The organism is Acidovorax sp. K2F (genome assembly GCF_025246485.1).
Taxonomy (GTDB): Bacteria; Pseudomonadota; Gammaproteobacteria; order Burkholderiales; family Burkholderiaceae_C; genus Acidovorax; species Acidovorax delafieldii.
Map to the genome: position 1 here is coordinate 131,641 of NZ_JAOBSQ010000051.1, position 19,899 is coordinate 151,539.

The 19,899-nt window shown below is 65.9% G+C and carries 17 protein-coding genes and 1 tRNA gene; 9 read left to right on the forward strand and 9 right to left on the reverse strand.

Annotation, left to right across the window (positions count from 1 at the left end):
- Nucleotides 1-2: 2 nt before the first annotated feature.
- The 7 genes from N4G42_RS19450 to N4G42_RS19480 all read right to left on the reverse strand — a co-directional run bounded on the left by N4G42_RS19450 (nucleotide 3) and on the right by N4G42_RS19480 (nucleotide 6,518).
- Nucleotides 3-1,211, reverse strand: coding sequence for an ABC transporter substrate-binding protein (locus N4G42_RS19450; RefSeq protein WP_110960160.1), 1,209 nt, complete (start codon nucleotides 1,209-1,211; stop codon nucleotides 3-5).
- 69 nt (nucleotides 1,212-1,280) lie between these two features.
- Entirely contained in the window at nucleotides 1,281-2,021 is a 741-nt protein-coding gene (locus tag N4G42_RS19455; RefSeq protein ID WP_260668352.1) for an ABC transporter ATP-binding protein, read from the reverse strand.
- The gene (locus N4G42_RS19460; protein ID WP_260668353.1) at nucleotides 2,005-2,790 is read right to left on the reverse strand and encodes an ABC transporter ATP-binding protein; all 786 of its coding nucleotides are present in this window, start codon (nucleotides 2,788-2,790) and stop codon (nucleotides 2,005-2,007) included. Before N4G42_RS19460 ends, N4G42_RS19455 begins: the two co-directional genes overlap by 17 nt.
- A 68-nt stretch (nucleotides 2,791-2,858) precedes the next feature.
- Nucleotides 2,859-3,830 (reverse strand): branched-chain amino acid ABC transporter permease, encoded by a 972-nt coding sequence (locus tag N4G42_RS19465; RefSeq protein WP_056066094.1) that lies wholly within the window; start codon nucleotides 3,828-3,830, stop codon nucleotides 2,859-2,861.
- Between the two features lie 9 nt (nucleotides 3,831-3,839).
- Entirely contained in the window at nucleotides 3,840-4,703 is an 864-nt protein-coding gene (locus N4G42_RS19470; RefSeq protein ID WP_056066095.1) for a branched-chain amino acid ABC transporter permease, read from the reverse strand.
- A gap of 16 nt (nucleotides 4,704-4,719) precedes the next feature.
- Nucleotides 4,720-5,253 (reverse strand): 3-isopropylmalate dehydratase, encoded by a 534-nt coding sequence (locus N4G42_RS19475; RefSeq protein ID WP_056066097.1) that lies wholly within the window; start codon nucleotides 5,251-5,253, stop codon nucleotides 4,720-4,722.
- Complete coding sequence (locus N4G42_RS19480) at nucleotides 5,250-6,518, reverse strand: 3-isopropylmalate dehydratase large subunit (protein WP_260668354.1); 1,269 nt, start codon at nucleotides 6,516-6,518, stop codon at nucleotides 5,250-5,252. Before N4G42_RS19480 ends, N4G42_RS19475 begins: the two co-directional genes overlap by 4 nt.
- Nucleotides 6,519-6,664: 146 nt before the next feature.
- Here N4G42_RS19480 and N4G42_RS19485 point away from each other — a divergent pair, with 146 nt between their 5' ends.
- On the forward strand, nucleotides 6,665-7,498 hold the full coding sequence (locus N4G42_RS19485) for an IclR family transcriptional regulator (protein WP_260668355.1): 834 nt from the start codon (nucleotides 6,665-6,667) through the stop codon (nucleotides 7,496-7,498).
- Between the two features lie 11 nt (nucleotides 7,499-7,509).
- On the opposite strand, the gene N4G42_RS19490 is transcribed toward N4G42_RS19485, so the two are convergent.
- Nucleotides 7,510-8,772: a putative Na+/H+ antiporter gene (locus N4G42_RS19490; protein WP_260668356.1), complete on the reverse strand. Its 1,263-nt coding sequence runs from the start codon at nucleotides 8,770-8,772 to the stop codon at nucleotides 7,510-7,512.
- Nucleotides 8,773-8,993: 221 nt separating this feature from the next.
- Between N4G42_RS19490 and N4G42_RS19495 the strand changes: the two genes are divergently transcribed.
- A complete protein-coding gene (locus N4G42_RS19495) occupies nucleotides 8,994-9,482 on the forward strand; it encodes a DUF3429 domain-containing protein (protein WP_260668357.1) in 489 nt (162 codons plus the stop codon).
- Nucleotides 9,483-9,548: 66 nt separating this feature from the next.
- On the opposite strand, the gene N4G42_RS19500 is transcribed toward N4G42_RS19495, so the two are convergent.
- Nucleotides 9,549-10,211, reverse strand: a complete 663-nt coding sequence (locus N4G42_RS19500) for a c-type cytochrome (protein WP_056746840.1) — start codon at nucleotides 10,209-10,211, stop codon at nucleotides 9,549-9,551.
- 106 nt (nucleotides 10,212-10,317) lie between these two features.
- Between N4G42_RS19500 and N4G42_RS19505 the strand changes: the two genes are divergently transcribed.
- From N4G42_RS19505 to N4G42_RS19535, 7 genes are all read left to right on the forward strand, one after another.
- Nucleotides 10,318-11,172, forward strand: coding sequence for an AAA family ATPase (locus N4G42_RS19505; protein ID WP_055401588.1), 855 nt, complete (start codon nucleotides 10,318-10,320; stop codon nucleotides 11,170-11,172).
- On the forward strand, nucleotides 11,173-11,424 hold the full coding sequence (locus N4G42_RS19510; RefSeq protein ID WP_260668358.1) for a hypothetical protein: 252 nt from the start codon (nucleotides 11,173-11,175) through the stop codon (nucleotides 11,422-11,424).
- 20 nt (nucleotides 11,425-11,444) lie between these two features.
- The gene (locus tag N4G42_RS19515; protein WP_056066118.1) at nucleotides 11,445-12,041 is read left to right on the forward strand and encodes a GNAT family N-acetyltransferase; all 597 of its coding nucleotides are present in this window, start codon (nucleotides 11,445-11,447) and stop codon (nucleotides 12,039-12,041) included.
- Between the two features lie 24 nt (nucleotides 12,042-12,065).
- A complete protein-coding gene (locus N4G42_RS19520) occupies nucleotides 12,066-13,253 on the forward strand; it encodes a vWA domain-containing protein (RefSeq protein WP_108499868.1) in 1,188 nt (395 codons plus the stop codon).
- Nucleotides 13,254-13,396: 143 nt separating this feature from the next.
- Nucleotides 13,397-15,334, forward strand: coding sequence for an autotransporter assembly complex protein TamA (locus tag N4G42_RS19525; protein WP_260668359.1), 1,938 nt, complete (start codon nucleotides 13,397-13,399; stop codon nucleotides 15,332-15,334).
- A complete protein-coding gene (locus N4G42_RS19530; RefSeq protein WP_260668360.1) occupies nucleotides 15,334-19,728 on the forward strand; it encodes a translocation/assembly module TamB domain-containing protein in 4,395 nt (1,464 codons plus the stop codon). Before N4G42_RS19525 ends, N4G42_RS19530 begins: the two co-directional genes overlap by 1 nt.
- Before the next feature lie 55 nt (nucleotides 19,729-19,783).
- Nucleotides 19,784-19,858 (forward strand) — tRNA-Arg (locus N4G42_RS19535).
- The last annotated feature ends 41 nt before the right edge of the window (nucleotides 19,859-19,899 follow it).

Below are 19,899 nucleotides of genomic sequence, written 5' to 3' on the forward strand. Positions count from 1 at the left end.
CCTCAACGTTTCACGGGGTCGATGTAGCTGCCCATGGACACGAACTTCTGGTCCTTGAGCTCCATCAGCGCCACACCCGTCTGGCCGCGCCGCGCATAGCCACCGGCACTGACGGGCTGGAAGGTGATCTTGGGGCCGATCTTCTGGTCAAAGTCCTTCATGCCATCCAGCTCCGCCACCACCTTGGTGCGGCTCGGTTCGGCGCCAGTGCGCTTCAACGCCTCGACCGTCACAGCGGCCGACGAATAGCCCATGAGCGCCATCGAGGTGGGCGCCGACTTGGGATACAGCTTGGTGTAGCGCTGGAAGAACGACTGGATGGCTGGGTTGTTGCCGTCCACCGCGTCGTAGTACGAGGCCACATACAGCTTGGACTGCGTCTTGCCCAGCAGCTCGATGAACTTGGGGTCGTTGAGTCCACCCGCACCAAACACCGTGGGCTTCCAGCCCAGCTTTTCGGCACCGCGGAAGAACTGCACCGCCTCCTGGCCCAGCGCGTAGACGATGACCACGTCCGGCTCAGCCTGCTTGAGCTTGAAGACCTGCGAGGTCAGGTCGGTCGCGAAGCGCTCGAAGGTCTGCGCCTCCACCAGCTTCATGCCGTGCTTTTCCATGCGCTGCACCGCAATGTCGTAGGCCGGTTTGCCCCAGCCGTCGTTCTGGTAGAGCATTGCGATCTTCTTGGCCTTGAGCACCTCCACCGCATGGTCGATGTAGGCCGCCGTCTCGGTGGACTGGGGCGACGGCAGCACGTACAGCAGATCACGTGGCGGGTTGGAGGTCAGGTCGGAGATGCTCAGCGCGCCAATGGTGGGCACCTTCTTGGTGGAGCTGTATTCGTAGGCGCTGATGTTGGTGGCATGGCCGATGTTGCCCACCATGGCAAACACCTTGTCGCGCTCGACCAGGAGCTTGGCGTTGGCCACCGACTTGGCGGGCTTGAGTTCGTCGTCATAGGTGATGAGCTTGATCTTGCGGCCATTGACGCCGCCCTGTTCGTTGACCATGTCGAAGTAGGTGCGCATGCCTTCGTCCACAGCCTTGCCCATGTAGGCCAGCGTGCCGGACAACGGCTGTGATGAGCCCAGCACGATCTCCTGGGTCAGCACGCCCTCTTCCTTGTTTTCGAAGGCATGCGCGCCCAGGGTGGCGGTCATCAGACTGGCAGCTGCTGCGGCCAGCAGGGTGCGGCGGGGAGTGAGGTGGGTCATGGTTTGTCTCCTGTGTTTATCGGTGGGAAGGGAACATGGGGGAAGGAACTTGCAAAGCCGAGCCTGCGGTCAGCCGCCCAGGTAGGCACGGCGGATGTCTTCGTTGCCTGCCAGCTCGGCGGCCGGGCCTTGCATCACGACACGGCCGGTCTCGATGACATAACCTTCATCGGAGATGTCGAGCGCGATGTCTGCGTCCTGCTCCACGATCAGCAGCGTGAGGTTTTCGCGGTCGCGGATGTCGCGCAGCGTCTCGAAGATCGCGTCTTTCAGGATGGGTGCCACGCCCATGGAGGGCTCATCCAGCATCAGCAGGCGCGGCTTGGCCAGCAGGCCCCTGGCAATAGCCAGCATCTGTTGCTCGCCGCCAGACAAGGTGCCGGCACGCGATGTGATGCGCTCCTTGAGCCTGGGGAAATAGCCCAACACACGGTCAATATCGTCACGCACCTCGGCGGCAGGACACGTGTAGCCTCCCAGCACCAGGTTGTCGCGCACAGTGAGTTGCGCAAACACCATGCGGCCTTGCGGTACATGGGCAATGCCTCGCCGCACCAGCGCTTCGGCAGGCACGTTGGCGATGGACTGGCCGTCAAAAACGGCTTGCCCGTCACTCACGGGCAGCAGCCCCGAGAGTGCACGCATCAGCGTGGTCTTGCCCGCGCCGTTGGCGCCCAGCACACACACGATGCGGGCCTGCGGTACGCGCAGGCTCACCCCGTGCAGCGCGCGGATCTTGCCGTAGCCCGCGCTCAGGTTGTCCACGCTCAGCAGTGCGGGCGCACTGGATGGTTCAACGCCGTTTGCCACTCTTGCCTCCTCCGAGATACGCCTCAACCACGGCGGGATGGTTTTCGATCTCCCTGGGGGAGCCCTGCGCCAGGAAGGCACCGTTGTGCATCACGGTGATCGTGTCCGAGATGGACATCACCAACGGCATGCTGTGCTCGATGAGCAGCAGGGTCGCTTGCGTGCTGGCCTGCAGCCGCTTGAGTGTTTCGCCCAGGGCATCGATCTCACGGTTGTTCATGCCCGCTGCAGGCTCGTCCAGCAGCATCAGGCGCGGCTCCAGCGCCATGGCACGGGCCAGCTCCACCAGCTTCTGCGTGCCGTAGGGCAAGTCACGCACGACCGCATGGGCATGGGCTTGCAGGTTGAGCTTCTCCAGCACGGCCTCCACACGCTCACGTTCCTCGCGCTCCTCACGGCGCTGGCGTGGCAGGCCCAGCAGGGCTTCCGCCAGCGTGGCGCGCATGGCCATCGACCGTGCAATCAGCACGTTGTCAAACACGGTCAGTTCGGCAAACAGCTCCAGGTTCTGGAAGGTGCGGGCAATGCCCAGGCGCGCCACCTGGTGCGCCTTGCAGCCCAGCAATTCCACGTCACCTGCGGCCGTGCGATACCGCATGGAGCCTTGCTGGGGCGTGTAGAAGCGGCTGATGCAATTGAGCATCGTCGTCTTGCCAGCGCCGTTGGGCCCGATCAATGCGTGCACCGTACCGGGCATCACGTCGAAGCTCACGTCCTGCACGGCCACAATGCCGCCGAACGCCATGCGCACGCCCTGGATGCTGAGCAATGGGGTTGCCCGACCGGGTACTGCCGACACAGTTGCCTGCAACGGCAATGTCTTGTCGTCCAAAACTCTCATCGCGCCACCCCGCTTTGCGCTGCATCGGCGCCGGGCAGGCGCTTGCGCTTGAAGAGGCTGGCCAGCCCGTCGGGCAGGAACATCAGCGCCAGGATCATGGCCACGCCGTACAGCGCGCGCTGGAACTGATCAAACCCCAGGTAGGTGAGCAACTGCGGCGCACCGATGACGAACACCGCCCCCAGCACCGAGCCCAGGATGGAGCCCAGACCGCCCACGATGACCATCGAGACGAAGCTGATCGACACCATGATGCTGAACAGCGATGGGTCGATGAAGCGCACCAGCGGTGCATACAACGCACCCGACAGGCCGGTGTAGAAGGCACAGACGCCAAACGCCACCAGCTTGAGCGCCGTGGTGTTCAGGCCCAGAGCGCGAGCAGCTGTCTCGCTGCCCTTGATGGCCAGAAAGCCACGCCCAAACCGGCTGCGCGCCAGGTTGCGCGCCACCCACAGCGCACCCGCCAGCACCACGGCGGTGAACACGTGGTACGCGCGCTCGTCCAGCGCCCAGCCGAACAGCGTGGGGCCGGGCGCGCCCATGCCGTTCTCGCCGCCCGACATGTCGCCGCTGGACTTGGCGATCTCCACCGAGATCATCACGAAACCCAGCGTGGCAATCGCCAGGAACACCTCTTCCAGCCGCAGGACGGGGAGCGCCAGCAGCAAGCCCACCACGGTGGCGATGCTGGCTGCAATGAACATCGAAAGCACCAGCGGCACACCAAAGTGCGTGGTCAGGATGGCCGAGCCATAGGCACCGATGCCGAAGAACACGGCACCCGCCATGGAGATCAGGTTGGTGTAGCCCGTGAGGATGTTGGTGCCAAACGAGGCCAGCGTGTAGATGATGACAAGCGTGAAGATGTACAGCACGTAGCCACCGGGCACAAGCGGCGCCAGCACGAAGGCCAGCACGAACAGCAGCGGGCCGAGCCAGGGGTATGCGTCAAAGACTTTGGTCATGGCGGCTCCTTAGACCTTCTTGATCTGGGCACGGGCCAGCAGACCGTGGGGGCGCAGTATCAGGATGACCAGCATCACGATGAAGGGCACCGCGTCCTTCCAGGCCGAAGACACATAGGCGCCCGTGAGGTTCGACGACACGCCAATGATCACGCCGCCCAGCAGCGCGCCCGGCATGCTGCCAATGCCGCCCAATACCGCGGCGGCGAACGCGAAGTGCAGGGCGTGCTGCATCATCGAAAAGTGCACGAAAGTCAGCGGCGCAATCAGCAAGCCCGCCGTGGCGGCGATCACGTGCGACAGCGCCCAGGCCAGCGCATAGATGCGCTTGATCGGAATGCCCATGAGGCGCGCAGCCGTGGGGTTTTCCATCGTGGCCTGCATGGCGATGCCCAGCCGCGTGAAGCGAAAGAACGCAAACAGCAAACCTGCCAGCGTGGCGCATACGGCCACGATGCCCAGGTCGATGCCCGAGACGATCACACCGCCGATGTCGATGGGGGCAGCCGGGAAGATGCTGGGCAGCTCCTGCGTGTCCTTGCCCCATACCCAGATGGCCAGGTCGCCAAACACCAGGAACAGGCCCAGTGTGCAGATCGCAGACGACAGCAGTGCCTTGCCGATGAAGCGGCGGATGATGAACCGTTCGATCGCCATGCCCAGCGCCGCGCCAAAGAGCAGCGTGAGCGGCACCACCGCCCACAGCGGCAGGCCCAGCTTGAACAGTGTGTAGGCCACAAAGGCCGAGAGCATGGCCGCTTCGCCATGCGCGAAGTTGAGGATGCCCGTCGCCTTGAACACCATCACGATGCCCAGGGCGATGAGCCCGTAGATGGCGCCCAGGGCGACGCCGCTCACAATCATCTGCAACATGGTGCGCTCCTGCCCGTCATGTCGCCGCAGCGGCTGCACGCTCGCGCGCCAGCCGGGCTTTGAGATACGGCGTGAACCCGCCCGCCTCGATGGTGGCGCGCTCGGTGGACGACCAGGGCTCGAACGGCAGCGCCTGGCCCGTGCGCTCGTTGACAACCACACCACGCTCCCAGTCCACGCGCAGCGTGTCCCAGCGCTGCGTGGCGGCACGGATGCCCGGGCAGGTGATCAGCGGGAAGCCCATGCTGATCTCCCCCCGAAAGAAGCCGGGCGAGAAAGACTCGGCGATCACGCCAGCCACCCCGAGGTGGCGCATGGCGCGCATGGCCGGGTAATGCGGGTGGCCATAGCCAAAGTTCTGGCCGCCCACCAGCACATCACCTTTGGCGACGGATTGGGCAAAGCCAGGGTCGTAACTGGTCATGGTGACCGCCGCCAGTTCATTGATGTCGGTGATCTTGATGTTCTTGATGCCAACAATCAGGTCGATGTCATAGTCGTCTTCGGTGAAGACCCAGGCCGCGCGGCCATGCAAGGTGGGCAATGTCATGCTGCGCTCCCTTCGGTGTTGGCGAGATAGGGCCGGGGGTCGGTGATGCAGCCTTTCAGGGCCGATGCCGCCACCACGGCAGCGTTGCAGATGAAGATTTCGGAGTCGGCACTGCCCATGCGGCCGGGCGTGTTGAGCGTGCCGGTGGACACAGCGCGCTGGCCATCGGTCATGGTGGCAATGCGGCCGTAGCAATAGTCACAGCTCGATGAGCTGATGAACGCGCCTGCATCCACCAGGGTGGAGATCAGGCCTTCACTGGCGGCCTGCGACATGATGGCCTGGGAGGTGGGCACCACATGCAGCTGGAAGCCCGGCTTGATCTTGCGGCCCTTGAGCACCTGGGCGGCAATGCGCAAGTCCTCCAGGCGGCCGCTCGCGCAGCTGCCCAGGTAGCCCATGTGCACTTCCAGGCCTGCGTATTCGGTCAGGTCCTGGGTATTGGCGGGGCTGGGTGGCGCCACTACGATGGGCGCCAGGTCGCTCACATCCACGGTCACCACACGGTCGTAGTGCGCATCGGCATCGGGGTAGACCGGGTTCAGGGCGATCTTGGAGCGGCCCTTGGCGTGTTCCAGCGTTTTGGCATCGGGGGCAATCAGCATCGTGGTCGCGCCCAGGAACATGGCCTGGCCGCAGATCGTCTGGCGGCCCTCGATGCTCATGGCGTCAATCACAGGGCCGCACAGCTCGACCACCTTGAAGCGGCAGGAAGAAGCCCCCATCACCCGCACCAGGTGGTGGAAGATGTCACGCGCCATCACACCGGGCTGCACCGTACCGGTGACTTCGATCTTGACCGTGCCCGGCACCACAAGCGCCATGCGCTCGGAGACAAAGGTCTCCAGCACACTCTTGCGCGCTCCAATGGCCAACGTGCCGAACGCACCCAGCTGGCTCACATGCCCGTCGAAATGCACCGCAAACGCACCCGGCGTGGCGTAGCCCAGCTCGGCCGACACCTGGTGGCCAATGCCCTCGCGCTCGTGCACGGGCACGCCCTGCTCCTTGCCCCAGGCGCGGGTGACCTTGTGCAGCTCTTCCTCCTTGGGGGCGGCGGCCGGGACCATGTGGTCAATGAACAGCACAAAGCGCTCGGGGCTGGGCACCTTGTCCACACCGAACTCCTCCTTGGCCTCCTTGAAGAACACATCCGTGTAGCCCGGAAAGTCATAGGCAATCACGAAATCCGGCCTGGCCAGGATCTCGTCGCCCGCCCGGACTGCAGGCACCCCTGCAACCCGGGCGAGGATCTTTTCAGTCATCGTGTAAGACATGTGGCTTCACCCAGTTATCCACTATGTGGAAGTTGAAAAATCGTTTGATTACTTATTAAAAAATCAAACGACAGCTCAATCGCCTGGGTAAACCCTAGATTGCCCACTATGTGGATACAAACTACAAAGACAATATGAATAAAAACACCATAACAGTCCCATCAGAGACAAATAAACCGCCACATAGTGGAAACTCGAAAACAGGGACTCAAAGCATCGAACGTGTCGTGCAGATGCTCCGCATCGTGGCGTCTCGTGGCAAAGGTGGCATGCGCATCGGCGAGATCGCCGCCACCAGCGGCCTGCCGCAGTCCACTTGCTTTCGCATGCTTCACCGGCTGGAGGCCGAAGGCCTGGTGGACCGGGACGCCCACACACGCAAGTACTACCTGGGCCCGCTGCTGTACGAGCTGGGATTGCTCGCACGCCCCCGCTACCGGCTGTCGGAGCTATGCGACAGCGCGCTGCAAAAGCTGGCCGAAGTCACCCAGGACACCATCTACCTGAGCGAACGCAGCGGCCTGGAGGCCGTATGCACCCACCGCGCACTGGGCGACTACCCCATCAAATCGCTGGCGCTGGACGTGGGCATTCGCCGCCCGCTGGGCGTGGGTGCGGGCGGGCTGGCGATCCTGTGCGCACTACCCCCCGACGAGGCCGAATCCATCATCGATGCCAACGCGCCCAAGTACGAGAAGTACGGATTCGTCACAGCCCCCTACCTGCGCGAGGCGATCAAGGTGGGACGCGAGAAGGGCTATGCGTTTCTGGACAGCGTGGTCACACCAGGTACAGCAGCCATCGGTATCGCTTTTCCGCCACACAACCCGATCGCCGCCATCAGCGTGGCAGCGATCTCGGGGCGGCTGGAGTCGCACCGGCGCGACGAGGTGGCCCGGCTCATGCGCCCGCAGATCCGCGCCATCTGCGAGGCCATGACCAACCAGGCGGTGCTGGCAGATCGCTGACCGCCCATCAACTACAACACCCGAAACGCCATCACCGCCACCAGCGTGGGCGGCAAGGCCCCCAGCAGCAGGCCCAGTGGGTTGATGACACCGTCCGAGAACTTCTCCTTCAGGATGGACGCCCCGGCCGGGTTGGGCGCATTGGCAATCACCGTCAGGCCGCCCCCCGTGACGGCGCCCGCCACCAGGGCCACCTTGAACTCGTCACTCAGACCTTCGACCAGCGAGCCCAGGTATGTCAGCGCAGCGTTGTCGGTGAACGCGGTGAGCGCAGCGGCGCCAAAAAACACAGCGTTGGCATCCATCTTCATTAGCACGGGCTGCAGCCACCATTGCTGCAAGCCGCCCAGCACCACCAGCCCAGCCAGGAAGAACGCCACCAGCAGCGCCTCGCGCAGGATCAGCGGACTTTGGTAGCGCTGGTACGCCGTGGTGAACCCCATGAAGAACAGGAACAGGCCCATGAACACAGCGGGATGGTGGGCAAACACTACCACCAGCACCAGGAAGGCAAGGTGCACGCCCGTCACGGTCCACGGCATGGGGGACTCGGAGGCGGGCATCTTACGGCCCATGTGGCCCAGCTGGTTGCGGAAGATCAGCATCGCGATGGCCGCATTGACGAGCACGGCCACCGCCGCCTTCCAACCGAAGTTGGATAGCATGAACCAGATGTCCCAGTTCCACTTGGCAGCCACCATCAGCACGGGCGGCGCCGCAAAGGAAGTGAGCGTTCCACCAATCGAGATGTTCACGAACAGCACACCGATGGTCGAATACTTGAGCCGGCTGGAGATGGGATGGGAGAGCAGCGTGTCCCGCAGCATCAGCGCGGCCAGCGTCATCGCCGCAGGTTCGGTGATGAACGACCCGAGCAAAGGCACGAACGCCAGCACCACAAAGTACATGGCCATGCCGCGCTGCACCGGCAACAAGGCTGCAAGCGCCCGGACAAGAGCCCCAGACAACTCCAGGATGGGCCGAGTCGCGGCGATCACCATGATCGCGAACACGAACAGTGGCTCGGTGAAATTGCGCGAATCTAAGTAGGCGGTGGCCTCCTGCTTGCCGCTGATGGAGAACATGAACAGCATGAGCACCATCGCCCAGAAGCCGAACACGACCTCTACCTCGCCCAGCAGATGCCAGATGCCCGCGTGCCGGGGCTGCGTGTGCGCAAGGTGCTCGAAATACTTGGTGGAGAAGGTGTGAAGAATGGCCAGGCCGAACAGGACAGCACCAACCACCTGGATCAGGGTGGGGGAGGAGTTCATGGGTCGCAGAAAAGCCGCGCGGCGGCCCGACCAGCGCATGAACCTGCCGAGCCACCATGGCGCCGACACCCAAACAACATTTTAACTGGCGATACCGGAGAGCTCTGTAGGCGCAGGGCTTGAGGCACTCGCGAAAGGACGGCTGGCTGGCACACACAACCATGCATGGCACTCGGGAGTCTCACTTTCCAGACAATGCGGACACCTATCTGGAGGCTTTCATGTCGACGCACATCCATACGCCCACACAACCTTTGCCTTCGCCCTCCTCTGCCCCCATCCCGCCGGCAGTGGCCTGGCTGGGATACGGCGGCCTGCTGCCGTTCCTGGCGCTGGCAGCCGTGGGCCTGTGGGCGCCCAGTACACCGTGGTGGAGCGAGGCGCTGCTGGCCTACGGCGCAGTGATTCTGAGTTTTGTGGGTGCGCTGCACTGGGGCTTTGCCATGGCACAAAGCGGGCTGAGCGCCCCAGAGCGCACGCGCTGCTTTGTATGGAGCGTGGTGCCATCGTTGATGGCCTGGCCTGCCACGCTATTGCCTGCCGCCGCGGGGGCCGTGCTGCTGGTCGCGGGCTTTGCAGCCCACCTGGTGCAAGACCATCGGCTGGCTGCGCGCACCTTGCTTCCCACGTGGTACTTGCCGCTGCGATGGCGCCTGACGGTCACGGCTTGCATATGTCTGGCGTTGGGGGCATGGGCCGCCAGCCGTTGACGATTCAACCGGCCAGCAAAAAGCCCACCGAAGCGGGCTTTTTTTTGTAGTCAGCCAGACTGCTGATCAACGGAAGCGCGACTGGGGCACCGTGTGCAGGTCGCCGTCCAGGCCGCTCACGTAATTGGCCAAGGCCTTCAATTCAGCGTTGGTGAACTGCTTGGCCACACCGCCCATGATGGCGTTGCCACGACCCACGTTGGCATTCTTCTCAACCTTGTAGGCCTTGAGCGCCACAAACAGGTAGTCGGCATGCTGGCCGGCGATCTTGGGGTAAGAGGGGTCGATGGGCTTGGCGAAGTTGTCGCCGTGGCAGGAAACGCAAGCGCCCTTCTTCAGCAGCTCGGCCACTTGCACGCTGGGTTCACGCGAGGGCTTGGCGGGCAGTTCGGCACCGGTCTTGCCGTGTTGTTCGTAGTAGGCCGACACGTCAGCGATGTCCTTTTCGGACAACGACTCGGCGATGCCGCGCATGGTGGGGTGCTTGCGCTCGCCCTTTTGGTAGGCGACCAGCGCTGCCGCAATGTACTTGGCGCTCTGGCCCGAGATCATGGGCACCTTGTGGATCTCAGGAAAGCTGGCCTGGTAGCCAACGATGCCGTGGCAACCAATGCACATGGCAATCTTTTGCTTGCCGGCTTCCACGTCGCCCTTGGCTTCCTGGGCGTGGGACAAGGCGGTCACGGAAGCGACAGCCAGGGCAAATAGCGTGGTCAACGTTTTGTTCATTTTGCGCGCACAATCTCGTGGAAGTTCAGCTCTGGGCTCTGATCAGCCGTCGATTATAGCCAGCGCCCTGTCAAGCCCATTCATCAACGATCCGGTGTTTTCCCCCATGAAATTCCAAGGCTCCCAGAACTACGTCGCCACCCAAGACCTGATGCTCGCCGTGAATGCGGCCATCACGCTGCAACGGCCGCTGCTGATCAAGGGCGAGCCCGGCACGGGCAAGACGATGCTGGCCGAGGAAGTGGCGCAGGCGCTGGACATGCCCCTGCTGCAGTGGCACATCAAGTCCACCACCAAGGCCCAACAGGGCCTGTATGAATATGACGCGGTGAGTCGCTTACGCGACAGTCAGCTCAACGACGGCGACAGCGCCGAGCGCGTGAAGAACATCCGCAACTACATCATCCAGGGCGTGCTGTGGCAGGCCTTCACGGCCGACCGCCCCGTGGCGCTGCTGATCGACGAGATCGACAAGGCCGACATCGAATTCCCGAACGACCTGCTGCGCGAAATCGACCGCATGGAGTTCTACTGCTACGAAACGCGCGAACTCATCAAGGCCAAGCACCGCCCGCTGGTGTTCATCACGTCGAACAACGAAAAGGAGCTGCCCGATGCGTTCCTGCGCCGCTGCTTCTTCCACTTCATCAAGTTCCCCGAGGCCGACACGATGCGGCAGATCATCAACGTGCACTTCCCCACGCTCAAGAGCGAGCTGCTCAGCGTGGCGATGAAGACGTTTTATGACGTGCGCAACCTGCCGGGCCTGAAAAAGAAGCCTTCGACCAGCGAACTGATCGACTGGCTCAAGCTGCTGGTGGCCGAAGACATTCCACTCACCGCCCTGCAAAGCGCCGACAACAAGGTGGCCGTGCCCCCGTTGGTGGGGGCGCTGCTCAAGAACGAACAGGACGTGAGCCTGTTTGAAAAGCTGGTGTTCATGAACCAGAGGAACCGCTGAGTGAACAACGGCAACAGCAACGACGACACCCGCCAGCTGCTGGCCCACGGCGTCGCCGATGCCGTGGGCTTTGTGGGGGGCGCCCTGGTGGGCTTCTGGCTGGGCCAGCTGCTGGGGCTCGATATCTTCGCGCCCGGCTACGGCACCGGCAGCCTGGTGGGCATCGCCCTGGTGGGCATCGGTGGCGGCCTGGGCCTGCATGCGGCGCGGCGCTGGCAGAACAGCCGCCGCAGCCAACCGTCCAAGGACTGATGATTAAGGGGTAGAGACCCATGGCTTTTGTAGAACCTGTCACGCTGCGCGATCGCGGAGTCCGCCTGGAACCGCTGGCGCTGGCCCATGAAGAAGGCCTGCGGGCCGCAGCCGCCGATGGCGAGCTTTGGAAGCTGCGCATCACCTCGGTGCCCGAGCCGCAGGACACCCGCGCGTACATCGAAGCCGCGCTCAAGATGCGCGAGGACGGCAACCGCTTTGCCTTTGCCGTGGTGGAAGACGCCACCGGCAAAGTGCTGGGCTCCACCAGCTACCACGACATCGTGCCGGCTGTGAAACGCGTGGAAATTGGCTACACCTGGTACTGCCAAAGCGTGCAACGCACCCACGTCAACACCACCGCCAAGCTGCTGATGATGGGCCACGCCTTCGACACGCTGGGCTGCCATGTGGTGGGCTGGCGCACCGACAACTACAACTTTGCGTCACAACGCGCCATCGAGCGCCTGGGCGCCAAGAAAGACGGCGTGCTGCGCGGCCACGCGCTGCGCCGCGACGGCACCATCCGCGACACGGTGATGTACAGCATGCGTGCCGGCGAATGGCCTGAGGCCAAGGCGCAGCTGCTATATCTTTTAGAGCGTCATGCGCAATAAACACTAGCGCTAGAGGCCAAAATCATGCTCATCGACTTCTTCTACACCCTGCGCTCGGCCAAGTTGCCCGTGTCGGTCAAGGAATACCTCACCCTGCTCGAAGCGCTGCAGGCCGGTGTGGTGGGCCCCAAGTCGGATGACGCATGGAGCCTGGACGACTTCTACAACCTCTCCCGCCTCACGCTGGTCAAGGACGAGAAGCACTACGACAAGTTCGACCGGGCCTTCGGCGCCTACTTCAAGGGCGTGGAGATGGTGGCCGACTTCACCAAGCAGATCCCGGCCGACTGGCTGCGCAAGATCCTGGAGAACGAACTCACGCCCGAGCAGAAGGCCGCCATCGAGAAGATGGGCTGGGACGAGCTGATGGAGACGCTGAAGAAGCGCCTCGAAGAGCAGAAGGAACGCCACGAAGGCGGCAGCAAGTGGATCGGCACCGGCGGCACCAGCCCGTTTGGCCACGGCGGCTACAACCCGCAGGGCGTGCGCATTGGCGGCGCGGGCAAGAACAAGAGCGCGGTGAAGGTGTGGGAGCAGCGCGCCTACAAGGACTACGACGACCAGCAGGAGCTGGGCACACGCAACATCAAGGTGGCATTGCGCCGCCTGCGCAAGTTTGCGCGCGAAGGGCATGAGCTGGAGCTGGACCTGCCCGACACCATCCGCAGCACGGCGGCCAACGCGGGCTACCTGGACATCAAGATGGTGCCCGAGCGGCACAACAACGTGAAGGTGCTGCTGCTGATGGACGTGGGTGGCACGATGGACGAGCACATCCAGCGCGTGGAAGAGCTGTTCAGTGCAGTCAAAAGCGAGTTCAAGCACCTGGAGTTCTACTACTTCCACAACTGCGTGTACGACTTCATGTGGAAGAACAACCGCCGCCGCTTTGCCGAGAAGTTCCCGACCTGGGACATCATCCGCAAGTACAACAAGGACTACAAGCTGATCTTTGTGGGCGACGCGACGATGAGCCCGTACGAGATCCTGCAGCCCGGCGGCAGTGTGGAATACAACAACGAGGAGCCGGGTGCCGAGTGGATCCAGCGCCTCACCCACGCCTTCCCCAAGTTTGCATGGATCAACCCCGAGCCCCAGGGCGTGTGGCAGTACCGCCAGAGCATCAGCATCATCCAGCAGCTGGTGGGCAACCGCATGTACCCGCTGTCGCTCAAGGGGCTGGAAGAAACCATGCGGCTGCTGTCCAAATAGGCGCGGTACCGGGGTCAGATGCCTTGTTAGCATCTGTCCGACAGGGGGCGCTGCAGTTTCAGGGCATAGTCGGGGATGAATGGGACAGGCTGGCAGGCTTGTCCGCCCCCCCATACGACCTCCCTGACATATCCTTCCGCGCCGTGCCTCTCCGCGTTTTGCGCTCCGCCACCGCTACCACCCCAACGCCGGCCCTGTGGTCGGCGTTGCTGCTTTCCGGCGCACTGTGCCTGAGCGGCTGCAGCCTGCTGCCACGGGCCGACGAGCCCACGACCGGTGACTGGCGCAGCGACATGGCCAGCACCGCCGCCAGCGATGGCACGGCGTCGTTTGACGTGGTGGTGCGTGCCCCCGACGCGGTGCGCGAGACGCTGGAGCGCCACCTGGAGCTGCAGCGCTTTCGCCAGCTGCCCGACCTGCAGGCCAACGAGCTGCAGCGCCTGCTGGGCGCCACCGACGCCAATGCGCGGGAACTGCTGGGCACCCTGGGCTACTTCGCGCCCACCATCACCGTGGAGCTGACGGAGGCGCAGGAAACCGCCGGTACCCGCAAGGGCGCGCCCCGCACCGTCACCATCACCGTGGAGCCCGGCCCCCAAACCCGCATTGCCCGTGCCGACATCACTGTGGCGGGCACCGACGATGCCGACAAAGACAACCTGGCGCGGCGGCAGCAGCGCTTGCAGCGCAACTGGTCTCTCGCCCCCGGGCAGCCCTTCACCCAGTCGGCCTGGGACAACGCCAAGAGCGACGGGCTGCGCCAGCTGCAGGCCCGGCGCTACCCCACGGCACGCATCGCCAACAGCCGGGCCGAGATCGATGCCGACCGGCACGAAGCCCAGCTGGGAGTGAGCTACGACCCCGGCCCCGCCTATCGCTTCGGCCCCTTGCGCGTGCAGGGCAGCCAGCGCTACGACAGCGACGGTGCGCGGCGCCTGGCGCGCCTGCCCACCGGTGCGGTGTATGACGAAGCCGACATGCTGGACGCCCAGCTGCGCCTGGCCAGCAGCGGCTACTACGACGCCGTGTTCCTCACGCTCGATACCGAAGGCACCGACCCGCAGGCCGCCCCCGTGGTGGCCCAGGTGCGCGAGGCCCCGATGCAAAAGCTGGTGTTCGGCCCCGGCTTCTCGACCGACAGCGGCACACGCCTGTCACTGGAGCACATCCACAACCAGATGCCTGTGCTCGGCTGGCGCGCGGTGACCAAACTCGCACTCGACCGCGAAACCAAGCTCGCCAACACCGAATGGACGGACCTGCCCAACGACAACGGCTGGCGCTGGTTTGCAGGCGGCCAGGTGCTGCGCGAGGCCACGGGCGACTACGACGTCAACAGCGGCCGTCTGCGCGCAGGCCGCAGCAAGAGCACCAAATCCATCGACCGCAATTATTTTTTGCAGTACGACTACGCCAACAGCCAGGGCCTGACCGACAACGCGCGATCGCCCTCCGACACCAGCACGGCCCTGAGCATCAACTACGGGTGGACGGGCCGCTACTTCAACAGCCTCACCGCCCCCACCCGGGGCCATGGCCTGGCGGTGGAGCTGGGCCTGGGCACCACCCTGCGGCCAGAGCGCGACCCGTTTGCGCGCACCCTGGTGCGGTGGCAGTCCTTCCTCCCCGCAGGCCGCGTGCAGGACGATGCAGGCATCGGCCGCAATGCCCGCGTAGCACTGCGGGCCGAGGCAGGCGCCGTGCTGGCGCGCGAGGGGGCGCAGATCCCCGTCACGCAGCTGTTTGTGACGGGCGGCGACACCACCGTGCGCGGCTATGGCTACCGCAGCATCGGCGCGCGCACCGACAACGGGCAACTCTATGGGGGCCGCTACCTGGCCGTGGGCAGCGTGGAGTGGCAGCGCCCCATCGTCTACAAGGGTGCCATGACCGACTGGGAAAGCACGCTGTTTGTGGATGCAGGCGCCGTGGCCGACAAGGTGGGTGACCTGAGCCCGCGCGTGGGCGTGGGTGCCGGTGTGCGCTGGCGCAGCCCCGTGGGCCCGCTGCAGGCCGACCTGGCCTACGGCGTCAAGACCAAGGAAGTGCGGCTGCACTTGCGCCTGGGGTTCAGCTTCTGATGGCAATGAACGCCCCGCACCTTCCCACACCCCGCGCCCGCGCATCGGACTTCAGCGCCGGGTCCTCGTCGGCCCCACGCCCTCCTGCGCCCCGTGCGCCGCGCGTGCTGCGGACTCTGGGCTGGCTGCTGGTCGCCCTGGTGGCCCTGCTGCTGGCGGCCAGCGCGCTGCTGTGGTGGTGGGCGGGCAGCGGCACATCACTGGCCACCACGCTGGCCCGCGCGGCGCAATACCTGCCCGCCAACCAGCAACTGGAAAGCCGCGAGGTCAGTGGCTCGCTGCGCAGCGGCGGGCGCATTGGCTGGCTGCGCTGGAGCAGCCCCACCCTGGTGGTGGAAGTGACTGACATCCGCCTGGGCTGGCAGCTGGCCCCCTTGCTGCAGCGCCGCCTGGAGCTGGGCGAGGTGCATGCCGCCCGCGTATTGATCACGCCCCAGCCACGCCCCGCCGACACGCCCGAGCCACCGCCCACGCCCCTCACCGACCTGGTGCTGCCGCTGCAGCTGGGCGCGCCGTTCCGGGTAGACCAGCTGCTGTGGGCCGGCCCCCCCGCCGTGGAGGCCCAGGGCCTGGTGGGCGACTACCGGTTTGACGGCCGCCAGCACCGCCTGAACATCGGCGCGGTAGAACTGGCCCAGGGCCAGTACAGCGTACGCGCCACGCTGGACGCACAAGCCCCCATGGCGCTGGATGCCACCGTGGACGGCACCGTGCAAACCGCCGTGCCCGGGGGCGGTGCCGCGCTGCAGGTGGGCGCCCACGCCACGCTACAGGGTACGCTGGCCACCGCCGCCGCCCAGTTGCAACTGCAGGCACGCCTGAAGCCCACACCGACCAGCGAAGCCGCCACACCGCCCGTGGCCGCGCCTGCCAGCAAGCCGGGCGCATCGAAATCCCTGCCCCCACGCGCGACCCCTGCGCCTGCGGCCGACCCCATGCAGGCTGACCTGACCGCCACACTGGCACCGTGGGCACAGCAGCCCCTGCAGTCTGCCAACGCCACGCTGCGTGCCGTCAATCTGGCAGCCCTGTGGCCGCAGGCACCGGTCACGCAACTGCACGGCACGCTGCAAGCCGGGCCGACATCCGGTGGCACAGGCACGGCAGGCTGGAGTCTGCAAGCCGCGCTGCGCAACGACCTGCCCGGCCCCTGGGACACCACCCGCCTGCCACTGACCGCGCTGGACGCCAGCGCAAGCTACGACGGCACCCGCTGGACCGTGCCCAGCGCCACCCTGCAGGCGGGTGCGGGCAGCATCACCGCACAGGGCCACTACACCCCCGCCACCCATGCCCTGGAGGGCCAGGCCACCCTGCGCGCGCTGCGTCCCGACGCGCTGCACACGCTGCTGGCCGCCGCCCCGCTCTCTGGCCGCGTCACCGCACAAACCCAGGGCGACGCCGTGCGCTTCAGTGCTGACGTGCGGGCAGACACCGGCACGGCGGCGCGTGCAGCAACCGTAAAGACCCCGGGTGCAGCGGGCCCACCGCTGCGCATCAATACCTTCAGCACACAAGGCACGTGGCAGGCCGCCGACGGCGGCACGGTGCGGCTGGACCGCTTATTGCTGGACGCACTGCAGGCCCGTGTGGAAGCCACCGGGCTGCAGGTCGCACTGGGCACGCAATCTGCGCAAGGCAAGGTCACCCTGGCAGTGCCCGGCGCCACCGCACAGGCACAAGGCACACTGGCCCCGCGCAGCGGCGCTGGCGACCTGCAGCTGCAGTGGGCCGATGCAGCACTCACGCAGCGTTGGCTGGCCGGCCTGCCCGTGGTGGGCACCACCGTACAGCGCACCCTGCAAGGGGCCAGCGTCCAGGGCGCCGCACAGATCGCCGCGCGCTGGAAGGGTGGATGGCAGACGCTGACTGAGCAACTTCAGACTGCCACAGCCAACAGCGCACCCGCCCGCAACCCCGACCGCTTTGATCTGCAGGCTACGCTGAACACCCCCCAGCTGGACCTGACGCTCCCGGCCACCACCAACGCCAGCGGCGGCACATCCGCCGGGCAAGCCCTGCAACTGCGCGCCTTCAAAGCCGAACTGGGGGGCAACCTGGCGCAGGCCTCTCTGGCGTTGACCGGCGAGGTCCGCACGCCAGCGCCCCAGGCCCTGCAGACCACGGTGCAGACCCGCCTTGCCAGCACGATGGTGGGTGCCTGGCAATGGCAGTTGCAGGTCAGCGAACTGCGCCTGCAAGCCCAGGTCGCCCAGCGCCCCGGGCCGTGGACGCTGCAACTGGCTGAGCCCCTGGGCCTGACCGTGCGCACCGGCGCCCCTACACCTGGAGCCCCCAGGTCACCGGCCAGCGGGCGGGCGTCACCATCGCCCACCACCAGCTCCCTCAGCCTGCAGGCATCGGCCGGTCAGGCCCGCATCACCGGTCCCTTGCCGGGCACCGTCACCCTGCGCTGGTCGCCGGTGCAATGGTCAGCAGCGACGGCACCCGGCGCCCTCTCGCGCTTGCAGACGCAGGGCACGCTACAGGGCCTGCCCATGGCCTGGGTGGATGCGCTGGGCCTGGGCGAGACGCCCGCCGCCGCGGGCCGGCCCGCGCAGCAGTTGCTTGCGCGCATGGGGCTGGCCAGCAGCATCGTGCTCGACGGGCAATGGAGTGTGGACACCACGGGCGACGCCCTGCGCGCCAGCGCCAGCCTGCGCCGTGCCAGTGGCGACCTGCGCATCCTGGCGGGCGATGCCACGGCCGTCACAGCGGTGCAAAGCAGCGGCCAGGGCACCGGCGCCGGAGCCACCACCGTGCTGGCGACTGCGGCCACCCCGCCTGCAGGTGCATCCAGCACATCAAGCGCCCCAGGCACTCCCGCCGGCGTGCGCCAGGCAGAAATCACGGTCACCGCCGAAGGCGACACGCTACGCGCGCGCCTGCTCTGGGCCAGCGACCGCGCGGGCGAGATCGACGCCACCGCCAGCACGCGCCTCGCCGCCGCCAACGCCGATGCCCCCTTCACCTGGCCTGCCGACGCGCCACTGGTCGGCACCTTGCGCGCCCGCCTGCCCGACGTGGGCGTGTGGTCTGCGCTGGCGCCACCCGGCTGGCGTGTGCGCGGCACGCTGGACGCCAGTGCGACCTTGTCGGGCACGCGCGATGCGCCGCGCTGGGCGGGCACCCTGGGCGCCGATGACATGGCAGTGAGATCGGTGGTGGACGGCGTGGACCTGCAAGGCGGCCGACTTCGCGCCACGCTGCAGGGCAACCAGCTCAATATCACCGAGTTCCGCCTGCAAGGCGGGCGGGGCAGCAGCGCGCGCATCGCAGGCTTCAGCGGCAACCGCACAGCCGCCGCGCAAGACGGCGGCACGTTGACCGCCACCGGCCGCATGGCCTGGGGCGACAGCGCCACTGCAGGCACGGGCATGTCAGGCATCACCATGTCCCTGCAGGCCGAGGCCAAGGCCTTGCAAGTGCTGGTGCGTGCCGACCGGCAGGTCAGCGTGTCGGGTCAGTTGCAGGCCCAGTTGCAGCAGGGCCAGATCAGCCTGCGCGGCAAGCTCACCACCGACCGCGCCACCATCATCCTGCCGGACGAATCCGCACCGCGCCTGGGCTCGGACGTGGTCGTGCGCTCCGCCGCCAAGGACCGCGAAGACCAGGCCAAGGCCCAGGCCGCCGCCAAGGCCAACCAGGTGGCCGCGCAGGCAGAAACCGCCAAGCCGCCCGACATCGCCATCACCCTCAACCTGGGGCGCGACTTCGCGCTCCAGGGCCAGGGCATCACCACCCGGCTGACCGGCGAGGTGGACATCCGCAGCAGCGCCGTGCCCGGCGCCCCGCCGCGTGTGACCGGCGAGGTGCGCACCGACCAGGGCCGCTACCGCGCCTGGGGCCAGATGCTGGATGTGGAGACGGGCCTGATCCGCTTCAACGGCCCGTACAACAACCCCTCGCTCGACATCCTGGCGCTGCGCCCCAACATCAGCGTGCGCGCGGGCGTGCAGGTCACCGGCAGCGCGCAGGCGCCACGCGTCACGCTGTATTCCGACCCTGAACTGCCCGATGCCGAAAAGCTGTCGTGGGTGGTGCTGGGCCGCAATGCCTCGGCCGGAGGCGCCGAAGCGGCCGTGCTGCAACAAGCCGCTTTGGCGCTGCTGGGCCGCAACGGCGGCCAAAGCCCCACGGCCAACGCCGCCAGCCGCCTGGGCCTGGACGAAATCGGCTTTCGCGGCGCCACCACGGGCGAAGACGCCAGCGCCGCCGCCCTCACCTTCGGCAAACGCCTGTCCAAAGACCTGTACGTGACATATGAACGCAGCCTGTCGGGCACGCTGGGCACGCTGTACATCTTTTACGACCTGTCTCGCCGCCTCACCCTGCGCGGGCAAACCGGCGAGAAAAGTGCGGTGGACATCATCTACACCGTGAAGTACGACTGAGGTCCAGGCGGCCAGAGAGGCAGCCGCGCGCCACTACAATGCGCGGCTGCCTTGCCTCCTCGTAGTTCAATGGATAGAACGAGTGCCTCCTAAGCGCTAGATACAGGTTCGATTCCTGTCGAGGGGACCATTGATTCACATATAAATCAATGACTTACGCGCGACAAGCCG